The organism is Anabaena azotica FACHB-119, from assembly GCF_014697625.1.
Taxonomy (GTDB): domain Bacteria; phylum Cyanobacteriota; class Cyanobacteriia; order Cyanobacteriales; family Nostocaceae; genus Trichormus; species Trichormus azoticus_A.
In genome coordinates this window covers 72,476-91,530 of the sequence record NZ_JACJSG010000017.1, presented here as the reverse complement: position 1 = coordinate 91,530, position 19,055 = coordinate 72,476, and the positions used below count along the sequence as shown (strand labels likewise).

At 38.9% G+C, this 19,055-nt stretch carries 17 protein-coding genes and 1 other RNA gene; 11 read left to right on the top strand and 7 right to left on the bottom strand.

Annotation, left to right across the window (positions count from 1 at the left end; genetic code table 11):
- Window positions 1–11: 11 nt before the first annotated feature.
- The 9 genes from H6G83_RS14330 (at window position 12) to H6G83_RS14290 (ending at window position 7,049) form a co-directional block, all read left to right on the top strand.
- Window positions 12–440 (top strand): hypothetical protein, encoded by a 429-nt coding sequence (locus H6G83_RS14330; protein WP_199328434.1) that lies wholly within the window; start codon window positions 12–14, stop codon window positions 438–440.
- 52 nt (window positions 441–492) lie between these two features.
- Window positions 493–1,542: a BMP family protein gene (locus H6G83_RS14325; RefSeq protein ID WP_190473241.1), complete on the top strand. Its 1,050-nt coding sequence runs from the start codon at window positions 493–495 to the stop codon at window positions 1,540–1,542.
- Window positions 1,543–1,644: 102 nt separating this feature from the next.
- The gene (locus tag H6G83_RS14320; RefSeq protein WP_190473238.1) at window positions 1,645–3,120 is read left to right on the top strand and encodes an ABC transporter ATP-binding protein; all 1,476 of its coding nucleotides are present in this window, start codon (window positions 1,645–1,647) and stop codon (window positions 3,118–3,120) included.
- A 2-nt stretch (window positions 3,121–3,122) separates the two neighbouring features.
- Window positions 3,123–3,698 (top strand): zeta toxin family protein, encoded by a 576-nt coding sequence (locus H6G83_RS14315; RefSeq protein WP_190473234.1) that lies wholly within the window; start codon window positions 3,123–3,125, stop codon window positions 3,696–3,698.
- Complete coding sequence (locus H6G83_RS14310; RefSeq protein WP_190473230.1) at window positions 3,691–3,888, top strand: hypothetical protein; 198 nt, start codon at window positions 3,691–3,693, stop codon at window positions 3,886–3,888. The genes H6G83_RS14315 and H6G83_RS14310 overlap by 8 nt, the downstream gene beginning before the upstream one ends.
- Before the next feature lie 95 nt (window positions 3,889–3,983).
- Window positions 3,984–4,205 carry a hypothetical protein gene (locus H6G83_RS14305; RefSeq protein WP_190473226.1) on the top strand — a complete coding sequence of 74 codons (222 nt, stop codon included), beginning with the start codon at window positions 3,984–3,986 and terminating at the stop codon, window positions 4,203–4,205.
- A 242-nt stretch (window positions 4,206–4,447) separates the two neighbouring features.
- Window positions 4,448–4,669 carry a type II toxin-antitoxin system RelE/ParE family toxin gene (locus H6G83_RS14300; RefSeq protein WP_190473394.1) on the top strand — a complete coding sequence of 74 codons (222 nt, stop codon included), beginning with the start codon at window positions 4,448–4,450 and terminating at the stop codon, window positions 4,667–4,669.
- 98 nt (window positions 4,670–4,767) lie between these two features.
- Entirely contained in the window at window positions 4,768–5,820 is a 1,053-nt protein-coding gene (locus tag H6G83_RS14295) for an ABC transporter permease (RefSeq protein WP_190473223.1), read from the top strand.
- A 293-nt stretch (window positions 5,821–6,113) separates the two neighbouring features.
- A complete protein-coding gene (locus H6G83_RS14290) occupies window positions 6,114–7,049 on the top strand; it encodes an ABC transporter permease (RefSeq protein WP_190473220.1) in 936 nt (311 codons plus the stop codon).
- 40 nt (window positions 7,050–7,089) lie between these two features.
- Here the strand turns inward: H6G83_RS14290 and H6G83_RS14285 are convergent, their stop codons facing one another.
- Complete coding sequence (locus H6G83_RS14285; RefSeq protein ID WP_190473217.1) at window positions 7,090–7,551, bottom strand: DUF1392 domain-containing protein; 462 nt, start codon at window positions 7,549–7,551, stop codon at window positions 7,090–7,092.
- 128 nt (window positions 7,552–7,679) lie between these two features.
- On the opposite strand from H6G83_RS14285, the gene H6G83_RS14280 reads away from it, so the two are divergent.
- The gene (locus H6G83_RS14280; RefSeq protein WP_190473215.1) at window positions 7,680–8,321 is read left to right on the top strand and encodes a class I SAM-dependent methyltransferase; all 642 of its coding nucleotides are present in this window, start codon (window positions 7,680–7,682) and stop codon (window positions 8,319–8,321) included.
- 95 nt (window positions 8,322–8,416) lie between these two features.
- Here H6G83_RS14280 and H6G83_RS14275 read toward each other — a convergent pair whose 3' ends face one another.
- The 4 genes from H6G83_RS14275 to ssrA form a co-directional block, all read right to left on the bottom strand.
- The gene (locus H6G83_RS14275; protein WP_190473213.1) at window positions 8,417–8,818 is read right to left on the bottom strand and encodes a carboxymuconolactone decarboxylase family protein; all 402 of its coding nucleotides are present in this window, start codon (window positions 8,816–8,818) and stop codon (window positions 8,417–8,419) included.
- Window positions 8,819–8,981: 163 nt separating this feature from the next.
- A complete protein-coding gene (locus tag H6G83_RS14270) occupies window positions 8,982–10,148 on the bottom strand; it encodes a hypothetical protein (RefSeq protein ID WP_190473210.1) in 1,167 nt (388 codons plus the stop codon).
- Window positions 10,149–10,250: 102 nt separating this feature from the next.
- Window positions 10,251–10,937, bottom strand: a complete 687-nt coding sequence (locus H6G83_RS14265) for a hypothetical protein (protein ID WP_190473206.1) — start codon at window positions 10,935–10,937, stop codon at window positions 10,251–10,253.
- 1,118 nt (window positions 10,938–12,055) lie between these two features.
- Window positions 12,056–12,443, bottom strand: a transfer-messenger RNA (tmRNA) gene (gene ssrA, locus H6G83_RS14260).
- A gap of 304 nt (window positions 12,444–12,747) precedes the next feature.
- On the opposite strand from ssrA, the gene H6G83_RS14255 reads away from it, so the two are divergent.
- Complete coding sequence (locus H6G83_RS14255) at window positions 12,748–14,820, top strand: SPFH domain-containing protein (protein ID WP_190473202.1); 2,073 nt, start codon at window positions 12,748–12,750, stop codon at window positions 14,818–14,820.
- Between the two features lie 198 nt (window positions 14,821–15,018).
- Here the strand turns inward: H6G83_RS14255 and H6G83_RS14250 are convergent, their stop codons facing one another.
- Both H6G83_RS14250 and H6G83_RS14245 read right to left on the bottom strand, forming a co-directional pair.
- Window positions 15,019–15,345, bottom strand: a complete 327-nt coding sequence (locus H6G83_RS14250) for a hypothetical protein (RefSeq protein ID WP_190473404.1) — start codon at window positions 15,343–15,345, stop codon at window positions 15,019–15,021.
- A 146-nt stretch (window positions 15,346–15,491) separates the two neighbouring features.
- On the bottom strand, window positions 15,492–18,929 hold the full coding sequence (locus H6G83_RS14245; protein ID WP_190473199.1) for an HD domain-containing protein: 3,438 nt from the start codon (window positions 18,927–18,929) through the stop codon (window positions 15,492–15,494).
- Window positions 18,930–19,055: the final 126 nt, after the last annotated feature.

Genomic DNA, 19,055 nt, shown 5'->3' with positions numbered 1-19,055 from the left:
TAAGGAGAAATATGTCAGATAAACCCCAATCATCTAAATACAATTTTGGCAACCCGGAAACTGTACAGATTGTTGAAACTAATCATGGTACTGTCATCGGTAAAAATGTTTCCCAACAAAAACAAACCCTTGCCGAAGCCGCACAAGAAATACAAGACCTATTAAATCAACTTTCTCAAACTCACCCAAGTATAACCACAGCCAATCAGCAAGAGTTACTCAATAACTTAAAAGAAGTTGCACCAACTTACCCAATTAAATCAGCAGCAGATAAACAAACATTTGTTGAGAGATTTGATGAAAAAGTGAGAACCAATTTCCGCATTAGAGAAGTGCTGTTAGCTGGGGGAATTGAATTGATTAAAATACTTTGCCCTCCCTTGGGTATTCCTATTGAAATGGGTAAACGGTGGCTAGAAACAGCTAAAGTTAATCAATAGCGTGAGTTCATCTCATTGTAAAAATCCCTCTCTCAATCCTGAAAAGCAGTATATGCAGCTAAATTTGAGTCGGCGTAAATTTGTTTTATACACTTCTGCTACCTTTGCTACTAGTCTATTGCTGAAGGCTTGCGCTAGTAATCAAACTTCCACACCAACAGCTAGTAGTGGTGCGGGAGGGTTTAAAATAGCGATCGCACTCCCTGGAGTCATCACAGATCAAGCTTGGAATCAATCTGGTTATGAAGGCTTAAACCTAGCTAAACAAAAGCTAAATGCAGAAGTCGCCTATGTGGAACAAGTCGCCCAAGCTGACCAAACAGAAGCATTAACAGACTTTGGGCGCAGGGGTTATAATCTTGTATTCGCCCACGGTGGACAATTTGACGCAGCCATCGAACAAGTCGCGCCGCAATTTCCCAATACATTTTTTGTAGGTGTAAATGGTAATACGAAGGGAGAAAACATCGCCTCTTTGCGAATTGACCATTTACAAGGTAGTTATTTATGCGGCATTATTGGCGCTGCTATGACTAAATCGAATAAATTAGCTTATATTGCTGGACAAGAATTTCCTGCTACCCAAGAAGAACTCCGAGGTTTTGAATTAGGGGCAAAATCTGTTAAACCTAATATGCAAATTGTTTCTACATTTACCGGAGATTGGAATGATGTTGCTAAGGCAAAGGAAGCTACTCTAGCTTTAATTTCATCTGGTGCAGATGTGATTTATCAATGGTTAGATACCGCTTCCCCCGCAGTTTTACAAGCTGCTAGTGATAAAGGAGTCTACGCTTTTGGCAATACCAAAGACCAGCTAGATGTTGCCCCAAAAGCCGTGTTAACAAGTGCCGTTAAACGCTTGGATATAGCCATAGCTTATTTAGCAGAACTAGCACAGCAAAAACAACTCAAAGGGCAGATTTATTCTATTGGTTTGGAAAGAGAAGATATATTAACATTAGGTAAATTTGGCGCAGAAGTACCGGAGGCTGTAAAACAAAGTGCTTTAAAAGCAAAACAGGATATAGTTACTAAAAAGATTGCTTTTGAAAGTTGTCAAGAAGCTGGTAAAAATACACGCTGCGTTAAAAAAGCATAAATTTATCTGCATTCATCTGCGTCCATCTGCGTTTATCTGCGTTCCATTATTCTTACTCCCTAATTACACAAATCAGTCCAACATCAAAGCCAATAAATATAAATGTATTTACGTTTAGAAAATATTAGCAAGCGGTTTAATTCATTCCTAGCTAACGATAATATTAGCCTGAGTGTTGAGGCTGGAAAGATTCATGGAATTTTAGGTGAGAATGGTGCAGGTAAGACCACTTTGATGAATATTATTAGTGGTCTATATCAACCTGATGTTGGAAAAATATATCTAAATGATGAGCAAGTAAAGATTACTTCGCCAAATGCAGCGATAAGATTAGGTATAGGCATGATATACCAACATTTCATGCTTGTACCTCAGTTAACTGTAACTGAAAATATCATCCTGGGTACTCAACAGAGTTGGCGGTTAAATTTGCGGCAAAAACAACAAGAAATAGCAGCGTTATCTCAAGCTTATGGTTTAGAAATTGACCCGACAGCTAAAGTGGAAGATTTACCTGTGGGAACACAACAGCGTGTAGAAATTCTCAAGGTTTTATATCGCCAAGCTAAACTATTAATTCTTGATGAACCAACGGCTGTTCTCACACTTACAGAGGTAGAATCATTAATTAATATTTTACGTCAATTGGCGGCGGCTGGCAATACAATTATTTTTATTAGTCATAAATTAGAAGAAGTAATTAATCTGTGCGATATGGTAACAGTGTTGCGTCGAGGTCAGGTAGTAGGGACAGCGAGAACTCAAGAAGTAACGCCTCAGCAATTAGCCCAATTAATGGTGGGAAAGGAAGTAAATTTACAGGTGAATAAATCTGTATCTTTGCCGGGGAAGATGATATTATCTGTGCAGAATTTGCAAGTGGCTGATGATAGAGGTGTGGTAACTGTCCGTGATATTTCCTTTCAATTGCAAGGTGGGGAAATTTTGGGAATTGCTGGTGTGGATGGGAATGGACAGCGAGAATTAGCAGATGCGATCGCCAATTTAAGACCCATCATCAATGGTAAAATTGAGTTGCATAACTCTAGGAATCATCAAAGTATAGGTTACATTCCCGAAGATAGGCAAAAAATGGGTTTAGTATTGCAGTTTAGCATCGCCCAAAACTTGATTTTAAATACTTTTAAAAAATCGCCATTTTGTCGTAACTTTTTATTACAATCAGCAACAATTAAAAATCATGCCCAAACGGCAATGACAGAATTCGATATACGGGCGACTGGGGAAGATATCAAGGTAAGCCAACTATCGGGGGGAAATCAACAAAAGGTAGTCTTGGCGCGAGAATTGGCGGGAGAACCAGATTTAATTATAGCAATGCAACCCACAAGGGGGTTAGATGTGGGGGCGATAAGTGCAGTGCATGGGCGGTTGTTAGCAGAACGCGATCGCGGTGCGGCAATATTGTATATTTCTACTGAGTTAGAAGAAGTGATGGCAATGAGCGATCGCATTGCGGTAATCTACAGAGGTGAGTTTGTCGCCATTTTAGACGCACAAACGGCAACATTGGAAGAAATTGGTTTGTTGATGGCTGGAGGAATAGCTAAGGGATAAAAATGCCGAGTTTGTATATTATTGGTGGTGCGAATGGTTCAGGAAAAACCACTGTTTCCATGAGTTTATTACCAAATTTTTTGGACTGTTTTGAGTATGTAAATGCAGATGCTATTGCTGCTGGTTTATCTCCATTAAATCCTGAGTCAATGGCTATTGAAGCCGGAAGATTAATGATTCAAAGGCTACGAACTTTATCTAATTCAGGTAGTGATTTTGCTTTTGAAACTACATTAGCAGCGAGAACCTTTGCACCTTTTATAATTGAATGTAAAACTAAAGGCTACGTGATTAATTTAATTTACTTTTGGTTACAAAGTGCTGATTTGGCAGTAGAACGGGTAGCACAACGAGTTGCTAGCGGTGGACATTCAATTCCTGAAGATGTTATCCGTAGACGGTATGCGAGAGGGAGAGTTAATCTGCTTTCTTTATATTTACCCTTGTGCGATGGTTGGATGATATATGATAATTCAACCTCATCACCCCTTTTCGTTGCTGAACGTATAATTAATCAGCAACCTATAATTTATATAGATCAAATCTGGAAACAAATCACAAAGGTAGGAAATGACTGAAGAAGAAATGAAAAATTTACATAGCAAAATTGATGCTGGAGTTAAAGCCGCAATTGCTGCTGCGATAGAAAGGCATCGTCAGCTTGGACAATCGATTAGTATTATGCAGGATGGGAAAGTTGTCACCTTAAATGCTGGTGAAATTCCAGAGATTCAGAATCAACAAAATAATATCAAGCAAGTTTCATGAGAGCGATCGCCTTACCGTAATATATCATTTTATATCTTGCACCATTCTCTTTAACTCAAAAATCTGAGCTTCAAAACCTTATATAAAAGCTACCAATGAGTAACTCTATATCTTTTCAAACAGTCATCGAATATGTAGAGGCTCTTTCCATCGAAGAGCAAGATTTACTAGTCGAATTAATTTCTAAAAGACGCATTGAACAACGGCGTAAAGAAATTGCCGTCAACGCTGCAAAAACACTGGAGGCAATGAGAACAGGTACAGCCAAGCGTGGTACGCTTAAGGATCTGCGAAATGATTTGTTAAGTGAAGAATGAGACTTATTGTTTGGGATAGTAGTTTCAAGCGTGCTTTTAGATGAGTTATTCGGAAAAACCCTCGACTAGAAGAAACAATTTTTGAAGTCTTGGAATTACTTTAGGACTTACGCACTGTACAAAATAACTATATTGTGTATCACAGTAAATAGGTTGTTTCAGGCTTTTGTCAATCACACTTGATTGCTTGCGATCGCCAAAATATTGTGGAAAAATTTAGCTCTAAGCCTTGAAAACTATACCTGTTATTTTGGCTTCTCTGTCAATGCGTAAGTCCTATACTTGTCACTGATCCATTTACATCTACTTTAAAATCACATAAGTTAAAAGGTGATTTAGCAGGTTTCTGGGCTTGCTGGGTTGAGTATGATTGCCGTATTATTTATAAATTTGAGCCAAATCCTGATGAAAATGAGGATATGATTGTGCTAATTGATATTGGCACTCATGATGAAGTTTATTAAGCAATAAAGGAAAGGCGAGCGTCTAAAAATAACGGTTCCCATGTAAGATATTGGTCGATACTCATTTTTTGAGGTTGAGAGGTAGCAATTATTGAATCATGGCCACAAATAAAGTCTTTCAACCCTTGCTACCAATTTTATCACCGCTAGTTGCTATAACATCTGCCCTCATCGTCGGTGCTATCCTCATCCTACTCGCAGGTGCAAATCCCATCAACGCCTACACCGCCTTATTTCAAGAATCTCTCTCAACTTATTTTGGGTTTGGTAATACCCTCACCAAAATGACACCCCTCCTATTTACTAGTTTAGGGGTACTCGTAGCATTACAAGCTGGTCAATTTAATATCGGTGGGGAAGGACAAATTTACCTTGGGGCTTTGGGTAGCACTATAATTGGTTTATATCTGCAAGGTTTACCTGCTATTATCCACATCCCCTTAGCACTTGTCGCTGGGTTTGGGTTTGGTGCGGTATGGGGTTGGATACCCGGTTATCTGAAAGCGGTGCGGGGAGTGAATGAGGTTATCACTACCCTCTTACTCAATTACATCGCCGTCAACTTAGTTAGCTACTTGGTACAGCACCCCCTCAAAGCAGCAAACGCACCGAGTCCTTATTCACCATTGATTGCTAAATCTGCACAATTACCGATTATCTTACCCCAAAGTTTAGCCCATGCGGGTATTTTACTAGCTTTAAGCGCCGCCGGACTATTGTGGTTGTTGTTAGTGCGATCGCCTCTAGGATACCAAATCGCCGCCGTTGGTTTTAACCCCACAGCCGCCCATTATGCCCGAATTTCCGTCAAAAATACTATCATGCTCGTCATGGCCTTAGCTGGTGGTTTAGCTGGTTTAGCAGGTGCATCCGAAGTCATGGGTTTAAAATACCGCCTATTTGAACAAGTATCGCCTGGTTATGGGTTCGATGCCATTGCGATCGCCTTTCTCAGTCGCGGTACTATTAGTGGTGTAGTCTTAACCTCCTTATTCTTCGCCGCCCTACGTAGTGGTGCTAATGTCATGCAACGTAGTGCTGGTGTACCCGTAACTGTAGTTTACGCCATCCAAGGCTTAACTGTATTATTCATAGCCATCAGCCTAGCCGTAGAAAGACAACTCAAAACCCAGAGGAACACCGACCTTTAACGCCAAAGTTTAGCAGGGGAAAGGTGACAGGCTCAAAAGTTGCTGTCCATCAACATTTTACGATTTATCAATAGACCTCTTGCACAAATAGAGGAACAACCAGAATATATAAACTTCACGAGTTAATTTTTTGCGTTCTTATTTGCGCCTCTGCGTCTTTGCGTGAGCTTTTCAATAGTATTGTCAGCAACACCAAAGTATTTATGCAAGAGGTCTAATGTCCTAACCCATGTGACTATTGCTATACATCAAGCTTCTCTCCCTCCGCGTACCTCTGCGTTAAGAAAACCTCTATGAATAACCTCAATTTCCTCTCAGACTACTTCATCGCCAGTATAAACTTAGCTGTCCCCCTAGCATATGCCGCCCTGGGTGGAATGTATTCAGAACGCTCAGGAGTGCTAAACATTGCCCTAGAAGGAATGCTCTTAACAGGTGCTTTCACCAGCGCCCTAACCACATTTTACACCAACAACCCTTGGTTAGGTATTCTCTCAGCCCTGATTGTTGGCGGATTAATCGGCTTAATCCACGCTTATTTATGTGTCTCCTTATACGTCAATCAATTAGTCTCAGGATTAGCCATTAATCTAGTAGCCGCCGGGCTAACATCATTTTTAGCGCGATTAATATTTAACAGTGGTAGCACCCAAAGATTACCAGGAATTGAGCCTATCAACATTCCTGTACTAGCAAATATACCGATACTGGGAACTTTGTTATTCCAGCGAGATATCCTCGTATATTTACTGTTAAGTATAGTTGCTGTCAGTATTTATATCTTATTTCATACTAGCTTTGGACTAACCTTGCGTGCAGTGGGTGAATATCCCCAAGCGGCGGCGACGACTGGGGTATCAGTAGCAAAAGTGCGATATTTAGCAGTAGTCATTAGTGGCTGTCTTGCCAGTTTAGGCGGTGCTGATCTCGCCTTAGTGCAGATCAGATTTTTCTCAGAAAATATGAGTGCGGGTAAAGGATTTATTGCGATCGCTGCTTTAATATTTGGTAGGTGGCATCCTTTAGGTAGTAGTCTGGCTTGCTTGTTATTTGGTGCTACCGAAGCTTTACAACTACGCATTCAAGCGCTGGGTGCAAACATTCCCTATCAGTTTCTTGCCATGTTACCATATGCGATCGCCATCTTTGCATTAGTGGGATTAGCAGGTAAATCTCAACCACCCCAAGGCTTAGGCGTTGCTTACTCGCCAGAAAAGCTTAGTAGGTGACAGGGGACAGGGAATAGGCTGGAACCCCTAACCCTAACCTCTAACCCATATTACTGACACTGAGCTTCACTAAGTCAATATCAGCCAGCCAGATGAGCCGACTTTGAGCCGATGTCTTTTCTGGCAGAATTGGCGATCGCCATTCCACCGCATAAAGCCAATTGTGTTTTAAACTAAAAATACCTTGAATAATACGTTTGTTAGGTTGCTCACTAAAATCAACTTCCACTACATCGCCTAACTTAAAAGCTGGAGTAGCAGTATTACGTCCAAACACATTTGTTGCTAAAAACTCATCATCACGAAGATAGAGCGTTTCATTATGGCAAACTATCGCATAAACCCATTCCTCCTCCCAATGCACACCACAGCAATAGCCAGGCAAATTAAAGCTAGGTAAAAATACTTTCTCTCTGATTTGCACAGCTAATGAAGGTATAGTTTCACCCCAAGGGGGAGAAATGTGCCAACAGGACTCTAAAGCGGTAATTTCATTTATCATAACAGTTTTGGTCTTCTCTTTTTATACATAGACTTGTTTGTACTACAGTTATCCGGAACATAATTCCATATGTTGTTAACACAACAACAAAATTTACACATCAATTAACTTGTAGAGGTTAGCAAATTATGGGTATCTATTCACAAGTAATTTTCCCCCGCCTTCTAGACTGGAGTATGTCAAACCCCCTCTTAGCTAAATATCGTCAAGAACTATTACAACAAGTAACAGGGGAAGTATTAGAAATAGGCTTTGGTACTGGATTAAATTTGGCTTACTATCCTGACCATATCCACAAAATTACCACAGTAGATGTCAATCCTGGGATGAATGCTTTAGCACAAAAGCGTATTGATGCGTCTGGTATTAAAGTTGAACAACTGCTACTATCAGGTGAAAATCTCCCTATGGCAGATAATACCTTTGATAGCATCGTCAGCACATGGACTTTATGCAGTATTGCCAATGTGGAACAAGCTATAAAAGAAGTTTATCGAGTATTAAAACCTAGTGGTAAGTTCTTTTTTTTAGAACATGGACTCAGTGATCAACCTCAAGTCCAAGTCTGGCAAAATCGACTCACACCCATGCAAAAAGTTATCGGTGATGGCTGTCACCTAAATCGAAATATACAGCAATTAATAGAACAAAGTTTTGATGATATAAAGCTAAAACGCTTCACACCGAAAAAGCTACCAGATTTAATGGCTCATATGTACATGGGATGTGCTACTAAAAGGGAACAGGGAACAGGGATAAAAGCCTTTTAAAGTAAAGTTTGTTCGTAGTAAAGGCTTTAGCCTTTTCCCCAAAACTAAACTCCTAACTGCAAACCCCAGTGTTTGAACCTGTTACCTGTAACCTATCACCTGTCCCCTATCTTAAATATCTCATCCACAGGAACTTGATAACCATTGGCAAGACGGTTAGTTGTATTAGCCGTGGCGATAATTCCTAAAAGTTCACCAAACATAGCATCACTCATACCTTTGCCACGGGCGGCGGCTGTATGGGATGCAATACAATAATCACAGCCATTGGTAACGCTCACAGCAATATATATCAATTCCCGTACCAATGGGTCAATTTCCCCTGGACTAACCATCACTTCCTTGAGGGTTTCCCATGTTCGTTTTAAGGTGGGAGGATGGTTAGCGATCGCTTTCCAGAAGTTGTTGATATACTCAGTCTGACGAGTAGCGCGAATATCGTCGTATACTGCCTTTACTTCTGCGCTGGCTTGGTCGTATTCAATCAGCTTAGTCATGCTTTTTTCTCAGACACACAACAATTAGGCATTTTGGCACAATCACTTTTAAAAGTATAGATATGCTATGAGAGTGGGATATATTTCATGTGAAAAGTATTAAAAAGCAACATCTCTCAGTGAACGGCTGAGAGATTTTTATTTGTACTGCTTGTGTCAGTTGTCAGTTATCAGTTGTCAGTGGTTTTGTTACGTATCTCTTCCGATAACCGAGTAAGCACAACATCAAAGTCAGCAAGACAAGAGCATTACTTACTGAAGGTTCATCTACTCTTGTGCGTTGTCCGTTTTCTATGCGATCACAGTTATTTCCATAAGAGCAAATAAATCCTGTACCACCATTATTGATTGTATTTCCCCCTGGAACACTATTAGAAGAACCATTATCGCCACCCAGGAAAAACAGAAAAGCTAACAAAGGTAAAAATAGGAACGTGGTAGAAACAGATCCTCCCTGAACAATAGATGTTTCTTCTCCGGGAATTTCTCCTAACCCTGTGAAATCTTCACCTCCTAGTAACACTGTTGATGTATCCAAGACATTAGCAGTCAGTGTTTCTCCCTCTTCAACTGTAGGTAATGCAGTGATTTCTTCACGCCCATACCAAGGATCATTGCTTGATGTTGGAGAGTAAGGACGAGAAAGTATTGATAAAATATTTTGTTGTAGTTGTTCACTATCTCCTGTCTGTAAAGCATTTAATCCACTCAGAATTTGCCTTTCATAAAACTCCTTCATACTTTCCCCTAGAGGAAGTTCAAGAATTTGTTGCCTAATATTAGGTATCTTGGATACTTCTTCTAACAGAACGCGACCGTAGGAGTATTTAAAATTGACAAAATCATCACGTTGGTTTCCTCCCGGTAAAGGTTGCCAAAAGAAATTTTTAGTTATATCTCTTAAACCTGCTTGAGGATTGGAATTTAACGGTTTTCCCAAATTATATTGAGCCGCATCAAGAATTGTGGCAGAGTGATTTCTCCAGACAGAATTATAGGGCGCGTTGTCGATGCGATCGCCGAAATATTTAGCAAATCTGTTGTAATTATCCTCTCCACCAGCCGCTCTCATTAACATTTGCTGGTATGTAGGGCCGCCATTCGATTCAACAATTTGTTCCAGAACTGTTCCTGTTTTATTGCAGCGCAAACCAAATCCCACAGCACAGTTATCAGGAATTACTCGTATCTGTCTTAAACCATTACCATTATTCTGTAATTGGTATTGAAGATATTGTTTTTCCAATCCTGGCGTAATTCTCCCACTACCAACATTCAACCCGTTATTACCTGCATTCGCAGTTTGGCATACAGTTAATACTGTTGCCACAGATGACAATAGGATAAATATATTTTGAACAAACTTCATAAACGCTTGGTAGACGACACAACACTAATTAGGCACAAAAAATCGCCTTGTAGGCGTGATTAATTATTGATTTGGTTGCAAAGTATTTTTTGGAGAAGCTGGTAGACGATTTTGTAAAGAACCGGAATGAGAATTATTTGCCGCTTGCAGATTGAGTGTGATTGCAGTACCTTTAAGGTCGCCAGTTGTCAGTTTGTGATAAATAACTAATGCACGGTTGGGCTGATCGAAAACGAAACCACGGCGAGAAGGTTGTATTTTACCTTCCTCTACTAAATTAATGAATGCTTCTAAATATCTACGGATACTTTGACGATTCTCTGGATTAATATTTGTATGATTTTCAATCAGAGTCATGAAGAAGTTCAGACTGCGGCTGTCTTGTCCGGCAGTTAAGCTACCACCATCAAGGAAAGAACTACCAATCAGCTTACCATTGACTTCTTGAACTTTAAATAGAGTATAGTAACGTCCCTCTTTTTTGGAGTCATTCACATAGCATACCCAAGAGCCGTCCTCACTTTGGGTAAAGCCTTGATTAGCTAGATAAGACAGTTGAGAATTATTAGTTCTTGCTTGCCCTGGTAATGGAGGAAGCAAGTTTTCTACCGGATCTGAAGAACAAATCTTCTGCGTAGGATTTTGCTCAGATGGCGTTTGCGTTTGCTGTGCAAGTACAACACTAGGAACTGATATTAAACTCAATATAGAAAGAGTAACCAATTGGGACAGAAAAATAATTGATTTCATTATTTCACTTTGTTTGCAGTAGTAATTAACTGATTTATGGTCTGGTAAATATTTTATATTATCTGGCTAAATAAAATCATTTTTAAGAAAAATTTACTAATTTTGAAATAAGCTATAATAGCAGGTCATGACATTTTTCAATACTTTATATATGTGTCAAAATAAAGTATTGAAATAACCAAGCAAAAGTTTAATGGTTAAAAAATATTGATATTTTTAAGTACAGTTAAATTTTGAAACTTTAGCATCAGTATGTAACTTGCTTGAAAAAGTTTCTTGGCGGTCAAAGAAACTAATTGAGAATTATACGTTAGTTCATGAAAGATATTCTCTGCTTTTCGTTGAGTATATTGATAAATTATCTTAACCTATATGGTTTTGTCTGGAATAATTTTTTGGTCTTACATATATTCTGCCTAAATAACTCTGTTTTTTCATTTGGGTGGAAGCATGAAACATTGATTTTTCAATTTTGCAGTAATTTTAACATCAGCAAGTTAGAACGCAAGATTAGCATATAAAACTTTAAGAATCTCACAATATAGATTTATATCTCTCTAATCAGTTAGATAATTAGCGATCGCTACCAATTAATGAGATTGATGAAGCAGCTAATCACCAGGAATAACTATGTAATTAATCTTGTATAGCTATTCGTAAGAATCTATTATGATTACAAAAGTAAGCATATACATATAAAATTTTATAAAAATTTTATAAATCTTTAAGTACAATTATAAATTTTATGTAAAGAGACAGGTGATTAAGCCGCTTACTAGGCAGATTTTGTGATTCATCCATGTCCTCACCTATGTGACTACTGCCATACATAACAGGGGACAGGGGACAGGTGACAGGGGACAGAGTTAAAAGTTTTTTGCTTAGGACTTACGCAAGTGTCATAATTAAACTAACTGTAGGGTGCGTCAGCCCCAATAAATTCGTACATATTCAAGGATTTTCCACATCTGACGCACCCTACTACTGTGCCAGTTGCGTAATTCCTGTGCTATAAAATACTTCTAACCGCGAGCCAACCTTTCAACGCTCTTACCCGCGCCAATATATCTCTAAAAAACAAAGTCCACCTCATCAGAAGTGGACTTGTTGACTATATTTAGTGGATCCGAGCAGAGTCGAACTGCTGTCCAAATTGGGTATTGACCCCCCGCTCATTCACAGGTTTAGCCTTTCTGACCCTCAAGGCGGGAATCGTTCATTATCCCGAACGTAGGATACTCTGATTAAGTCTTAGCTAGCAAGCCAACCAGAGAACACTTGCTAGAGCATCCGTTGGGGTTGGTCTCTAGCCCTTAACGGAGTCGGACTAAAGACGCTCGAACCTATAAGAGGCTATTAGGCAGCTACTAGGGCTTCCTTACGAGCAAATTTTACGATGTTATTCGCATTTACTTTGTTTTGAGCCTTTGATTTGCGAGAGACGACTCACTCTCGACCTGAATCACAGAGTAGCGTTCGCCAACCTGTCGAAACCGTTACGGACCCTCGTGATATGTCCCTATTATAGCGTGCTGTTTGGGAAATGTGTTGCCTGACTTCTCTGCAAACTATCTTTACTGTCCTCAGCAGATCTTTTCTGTAGGGTGTGTGAGGAGCGATAATATTTGAACGTAGTCATGAGACTTGTAGCGTCACGCACCAACCACCAATTGTGACACTTGCGTAAGTCCTGCTATCTTTACTGTCCTCAGTCAACAGTCAACAAAAAATTACACTAAGCTTAAGAAATCCTGCCTAATAGAGATGAAGTGTTAACTTAGATAATTAGTTGCCCAGAAGGGCGCAAGTTATGAAACTTTTTTCTTCCTCCTTTGGTAAGACTAAAAAAAATAAATTAGCTGGCTTTGCAACTACATTAATAGCAACAATGGCCTTAGCAGGCGGTATTAACTCCGCTAATGCCACTAATTTAAAAACATCGACAGCACAAGCAATTACTTCCGCCTCAGTTCAAGTAGCACCAACAAAACCAACCGTTCCTCAGTATCAAGCGGCAGCAGTTGACCCATTTGTACTCATCCCCGTCGTGCTGGTTAGCGGTTTGGTGATCTTCGTTCCTCTGTTTTTCGGTGGTTTGGTAGTTATTGGCGAACGTGAAGTTGGTATTGTCGTCAAGAAGTTTGCCATTTCTGGCAAAGGGCTACCAGCCGGACAGTTAATAGCCCTCAATGGTGAGGCGGGTTTACAAGCTGATACTCTCGCCCCTGGTTGGCATTGGGGTTACTGGCCTTGGCAATACTCGGTGCGTAAAGAGGCTGTGGTAGTTGTGTCGCAAGGTGAAATTGCCTTGATAGTTGCGGCTGATGGCGGATCTATCCCCCCAGAGCGAATTTTAGGTAAAATCGTTGATTGTGATAACTTCCAAGATGCCCGAAAATTCTTGACGCATGGCGGGGAGAAAGGGCGACAAATGGGTTTCCTCACCGCAGGTACTTACCGAATTAATACTGCACTGTTTAAAGTGATTATGTCAGCTAGTGCCAAGGAACATGGCATGAGTACTGAACAGTTGCGGGTGTATACGGTGGCTTCTGATAAGGTGGGTATTGTCACTACCTTAGATGGTATGCCGATTTCGGCGGGTGAAATTGCTGGGCCTGTAATTACTGGACATGATAATTTCCAAAACGGTCAGAAGTTTCTTGATGGCGGTGGACGCAGAGGTTTACAAGAACAGATTTTATTATCCGGTTCTTGGAATTTGAACCCCTGGTTTGTCAATGTGGAACAAGTTCCGATGACGGAAATACCCATTGGTTATGTCGGTGTGGTGATTTCTTTCGTCGGTAAAGCCCAGGAAGATGTGAGTGGTGCAGCTTTTACCCACGGTAACTTAGTAAACCCTGGTCATAAGGGCGTATGGGTGGAAGCTTTGTATCCAGGTAAACATCCACTCAACACCCGTATTATGAAAGTGGAGTTAGTCCCAACTATTAATATAGTGTTGAACTGGTCGGGACGTACTGAACGGCACAAATATGATGCCAATTTGGAAGCATTGACTGTGCGTTCTAAAGATGGTTTCGCTTTCGACTTGGAAGTGTCGCAAATCATTCACGTCGGTGCTTTGGATGCGCCCAAGGTGATTTCTCGCGTCGGTTCTATGCAGAACTTGGTGGATAATGTTTTGGAACCAAGTATTGGTAACTATTTCCGTAACTCGGCACAAGATTACACTGTATTGGACTTCTTGAACGCCCGGAGTGAACGGCAAGTGGAAGCATCTGAGTATATTAAAGCAGCTTTACGGGCTTATGATGTGCAGGCGATCGATACTTTGATTGGTGATATCCAACCGCCAGCTTCGTTGATGCAGACACAAACAGATAGGAAAATTGCTGAGGAAGAACGCAAAACTTACGAAGTCCAGCAGATGGCGCAAACTCAACGTCAACAACTGGTGCGGGAAACAGCTTTGGCTGATATCCAACAGGAGATGGTGAAATCAGAACAGAGTGTCCAAATTGCGGAACTGAAAGCCCAAGCGCAAATTAAGCAGGCGAATGGTGAAGCTGAGGCGACAAAACTCAAAGCAATGGCTGAGGCTGAAGGTATCCGGGCGACTGGTAACGCCAAGGCTGAGACTTATCGCACTGGTGTGGATGCTTTGGGTACACAGGGTTATACAGCAATGCAACTGATGCAGATTATAGGCGATCGCAATGTCCGCTTAATTCCCGATATCCTAGTTGGTGGTAGCAATGGTAGCACCAATGGTTTAGTTGATGGGTTACTCTCGATGATTTTGTGGAATCAAACCAATAAAACAGGCGAAGTCACACCTCCAACAATAGCCAAAACTCCCCCAGCATCACAAAATGGTAATTCTCAGTTACTTGTGGAATTACCAAAGGATAAATAAGCTATCCCCAAATACCTGTTCTAGAAGCAAATCATCCTCTCATATTTGCTGATCATCGACAAAATTCGCTTACTTTTAGGACTTACGCATGAAAACGAAAAATCAAGGGTTTTGGCAAGGGTAGAGGGGTATAGGGGTGTAAAATCCCGGTGCGTAAGTCCTAACTTTCTTGATTGGCTACAGCAACAAGACTTAACCCTAGCTTATCACCTGACTTTTCACGGGATCTGCAAAACCCCTCTCCAAACCTCTCCCCTGCAAGGAGAGAGGCTTTAATTTCTCCCCCTTCCCTAGTAGGGAAGGGGGCTGGGGGGTTAGGTCTAGCGTTAGCTTTTCCACATGACGTGAAAAGTCAGAGCTTATCACACCCCAGTTTTCTAATTCTTGGATGACTTCGTAACCTAGTTTGCCTGTTTGATATACGGCTTGCTGGTTGAGAATACCATCGTTAGCTAGAGTGACTTCACGGAGGTATTGTTCTGGGGTGGAATGTCCAGGGATGACGGCTATGTTTACGAGCCACATGGGTTATACCAATGCAAAATTCAGAAATAAAACCATAGATTTTTGTTGGGAATAGACACCTGTAACTGCGTCACTTTTAGTTATTTGATTTAATAATTATTCTGAGGAAAATGAAGAAAATATTGTTTACTATCTTCCATCATCCTCTAAAAATTTATTTTTTTCAATTCTTCTATATATTCTTTCAGTACGGGAATATTGTCACTATTTATTTTTGATTTGTCTTCTGGTGTATCCTTGTAGGGAATTACCTCTTCACCAAAAGCCTGGATCCATAATTTAACAATACTTTCATCTTGGTTTTCAGGCATAGATAAACTTTCATTAAAAGAAATTTCAACAGTAATTATGTCTTGAATATTCTCTTGCCCTTGATCTATTTTAAGCAAATTTTCACTTAAAAAATTTTCATAACTATTATCATAATTATGATTATAACTATAACTATTAACATAAATTGGATCTTGTGACAATTCTTGAATTTTTGTATGTAATGGTTGAAAATTTGTTTCAGTGTTTAAGTTTTCCCCAACGCAAAATGTAACTAATCCTTGCTCTCCTTGTATATATATATATAAGTTTCCTTGAATCCAATTGATTATTTCTATTTGATACGAGTCTTGTTGTTTATCCTTATTTCTTGTTATATCTAGAAACCGATTAAAATTATTTTTTATTTTTTCTTCTTGATGATTACTTACAATATTGGTTAAGCAAATAAACTTTATACTCTGTATATAATTTTTATAATATTTCTTATATTCTACTATTTTCTCATAAATCCAGATTTGTATACCTTCTAAAGAAGTAAATTTACTTGGATATGTTGGTATAACATCAACTGATATCACATCATTTCCTAACTGTAAATCTGATATTGCCAACAAATTGAAATAATTAACTTTAAAAAAACCTTTTGAAGAAAATTCACTACATTTTTGATCAAAATATGTTCCATGTTCCTTTCTATCATAAACTTGGCAATTGCCTAATCTTGTAAATCTTAATATTGGTAAATAAACTACCAACATTTTTTTTACATTCAGTTTTATTGACAATGAAATATCATTTATTAATATTCCTTTTGATGTATATAAAATTAAACTTTGCTTTCCTCTTGCATAGATAGTTATTTTAATTTTTTGTGTGATTTTTATAATGGAAAAAGTTTTATTAGTATTTAGTCTTAACTCATCTCCATATGAATCATCTTTATATGGAGATAATAATACATATGATCTAGACCCATCAGAAGTTGTTAATTTAGGCGAATTTATAAATACTATTGCTAAAAAATATTTGAATAATTCTTCATAAATTTTTTCTTCTAGGTCTACTCCTAATTCTGCATAAGACCTAGTTAGGTTAAACTCTAATTGTCTATCTGTATCTAAAACTAAAATTTTTGGATTACATGATATTTTAATAACATTGTAATCCTTATTTTTTCTTGAATAATTTGCTCGTATTCCATTGCATATTATTGTACTTCTATCTCTATGAGAGTCTAGGATATTAATATAAGCTATTTCAAATCTTGTGTTTTTGATTTTATGCCATCCCTCTGTAAGCACATTATTATCTTTGAGCTTTATAATTGTGTTTTGTTTTAAAGAATAAAAGTTTTTATTTTTATCTATAAACAATCGAATAAGTTTTGGTTCATCTAAACAATACCAGTCCCATCTGTCTATAAATTCGATATAGTAATATTTACTATCTGATCTCAATTTGTCTAAAGTTTCTTGTGTAATGTCAATTTCTATGATTGTTCCAATTGGTAATTTTCTTTGAGAATAACGTAACTCTATAGCTTCATCGCCTAATCTAGCTTCAAATTCTATACCTATTTGTTCATTAAAATGTCTTGTATAAACTTTGATTTTATCACCTAATAAATAAGCTGCTAAAGCACCAACACCAAAATAACCAGAACGTGCAACTCTAGATTTGCGTTCTGCATTTTCGTTTTTTGACTCATCTTCATGTTGCTCTGCCCAAATATCACTATTTCGGAGAGAAGCACCAACTTTGAGAAAATAGTCTGTGATGATTTTTTCTGTCATTCCAGAACCGCGATCGCAAACTATGAGTTTACCATTCTTCCTTTCATCCTCTGGTTCCTGCACTAAAACAAGAACATCTGCATCTTTAATTTCAGAAAAACTTTTAATTCTTTTTTTACGTTTATCTTCTTTTTGCTCATCATTCTTAATTTCCTTATCATCATTATTTATTTCTACATTTAACAGTCCAATTCTCTTTAACTCTTCTATTAAGTTAATACCTTTTATTACTTGGAGTTTGCTATTATCATTCCTTAAGCTATCTTCTAATTCCCGTACTGCATCAACCGAGTTTTGTATCAATTCCCGAATGCCAACTTCTACTTTATTTTCATACAATGGCCCAACCAGGCGTTGCAAAACTTCATTTCTAGCAACCTCAAATCTTACTTTTTTTGGAACATACTTCACACTTTTGACAAATTGCTCTTCATTATCAAGATTAGAACGTACACGACGAAGCATTAAACCTAAAGGTTGGAGGTTTGTTCTAGCATAAACTTCACCAAATACCGCCCAACAAGCATCCAACTCACCTTGAATACCGTTCAACCATTCTTTCAGCCGCAGGTAAGTGTTGACGTTATCTGGTTTCCCATGTTCAGTTTGAATAAAAATTGCTTCAGGATCATCGCCAATGCTGCGGATACCGCGAATTGATTGATGCACATCCCATTCTCGGCGGGAAATCGAACTGCGAATATCCTTAACACGCAAGGTTTGACGTGGTGCGCGTTCTGCTTGAATTTGCAGATAGTCAGCAATTCGCAGTACAGCCATCAAAAATACTGCATGAACTTTCCCATACTCACGTAAATCGTATCTCTTGAGATATTCAAATGTAGCTCGCAAGGGCATACCATGACTTCGTGCTACTAAACCCGCAATATCGGCAAAATCATCACCTAATTTTTTTGGTAGTTGTAGGGGTTCTTCTCCTGGCTTTAGCTTGTCGGGACTAGGGACACCAAGTAAGGCAATTTCATGCGCTAGGCGGGGATGATAGTGACGAAGAAACTCCCCAATTACCTTTCTATCTAGCCTAGTCATTTTATCTGGTTCTTTTTCTGCTGGGTCTTCAACAGGTTCAGTATTGCCAAACTTGTCTTGCAATTGCTTTTTGTCTAAGCGTTTCGCTGAAGAGATAAATTGCTTCCAAAGGTCTTTCCATGAAGCATCATTGAAATCTTTTATTGCTTCTTGATGAGTTTCACCTTTAATTAAGCGCAGAAAACCTTCTTCGGTTAAGTGCATTGCACAATCATGTAACAAGGTAGCAATGACAAGTATTCCTGCATCTTCAGGAGTCATGACTTCCCAAGCTTCATCACGAATGATTGAAGAAGCTGTGATGAGAATTTGCTCTACATGATCATTACCGTGGTCTGTATAGTCTGGGAAAAAGACACATTTACTATCTTTTAGCCAAGGTTCAAAATCTGCGATCGCACCACTTACCCAAGCCTGTACTTCATACAATTCTCTAATCTTCTCATCCAGCCGAGTGGGAATCCTCATCTTATTCCTTTTGTATTGCTTGTATAAAGACTAATCTATTAATTTTACTAACAGTAAATGCCTGAGTAAAATACTAAATTACAGCAGAAATATTTCTGATTAAAACTTAATAACTAGACACACAAT

Coding starts and splice junctions, on each gene's coding strand:
- H6G83_RS14290 (WP_190473220.1), top strand. CDS start 6,114: ATGAATAACCTCAATTTCCTCTCAGACTACTTCATCGCCAGTATAAAC.
- H6G83_RS14310 (WP_190473230.1), top strand. CDS start 3,691: ATGACTGAAGAAGAAATGAAAAATTTACATAGCAAAATTGATGCTGGA.
- H6G83_RS14265 (WP_190473206.1), bottom strand. CDS start 10,937: ATGAAATCAATTATTTTTCTGTCCCAATTGGTTACTCTTTCTATATTG.
- H6G83_RS14255 (WP_190473202.1), top strand. CDS start 12,748: ATGAAACTTTTTTCTTCCTCCTTTGGTAAGACTAAAAAAAATAAATTA.
- H6G83_RS14285 (WP_190473217.1), bottom strand. CDS start 7,551: ATGATAAATGAAATTACCGCTTTAGAGTCCTGTTGGCACATTTCTCCC.
- H6G83_RS14245 (WP_190473199.1), bottom strand. CDS start 18,929: ATGAGGATTCCCACTCGGCTGGATGAGAAGATTAGAGAATTGTATGAA.
- H6G83_RS14305 (WP_190473226.1), top strand. CDS start 3,984: ATGAGTAACTCTATATCTTTTCAAACAGTCATCGAATATGTAGAGGCT.
- H6G83_RS14250 (WP_190473404.1), bottom strand. CDS start 15,345: ATGTGGCTCGTAAACATAGCCGTCATCCCTGGACATTCCACCCCAGAA.
- H6G83_RS14320 (WP_190473238.1), top strand. CDS start 1,645: ATGTATTTACGTTTAGAAAATATTAGCAAGCGGTTTAATTCATTCCTA.
- H6G83_RS14280 (WP_190473215.1), top strand. CDS start 7,680: ATGGGTATCTATTCACAAGTAATTTTCCCCCGCCTTCTAGACTGGAGT.
- H6G83_RS14275 (WP_190473213.1), bottom strand. CDS start 8,818: ATGACTAAGCTGATTGAATACGACCAAGCCAGCGCAGAAGTAAAGGCA.
- H6G83_RS14315 (WP_190473234.1), top strand. CDS start 3,123: ATGCCGAGTTTGTATATTATTGGTGGTGCGAATGGTTCAGGAAAAACC.
- H6G83_RS14295 (WP_190473223.1), top strand. CDS start 4,768: ATGGCCACAAATAAAGTCTTTCAACCCTTGCTACCAATTTTATCACCG.
- H6G83_RS14330 (WP_199328434.1), top strand. CDS start 12: ATGTCAGATAAACCCCAATCATCTAAATACAATTTTGGCAACCCGGAA.
- H6G83_RS14325 (WP_190473241.1), top strand. CDS start 493: ATGCAGCTAAATTTGAGTCGGCGTAAATTTGTTTTATACACTTCTGCT.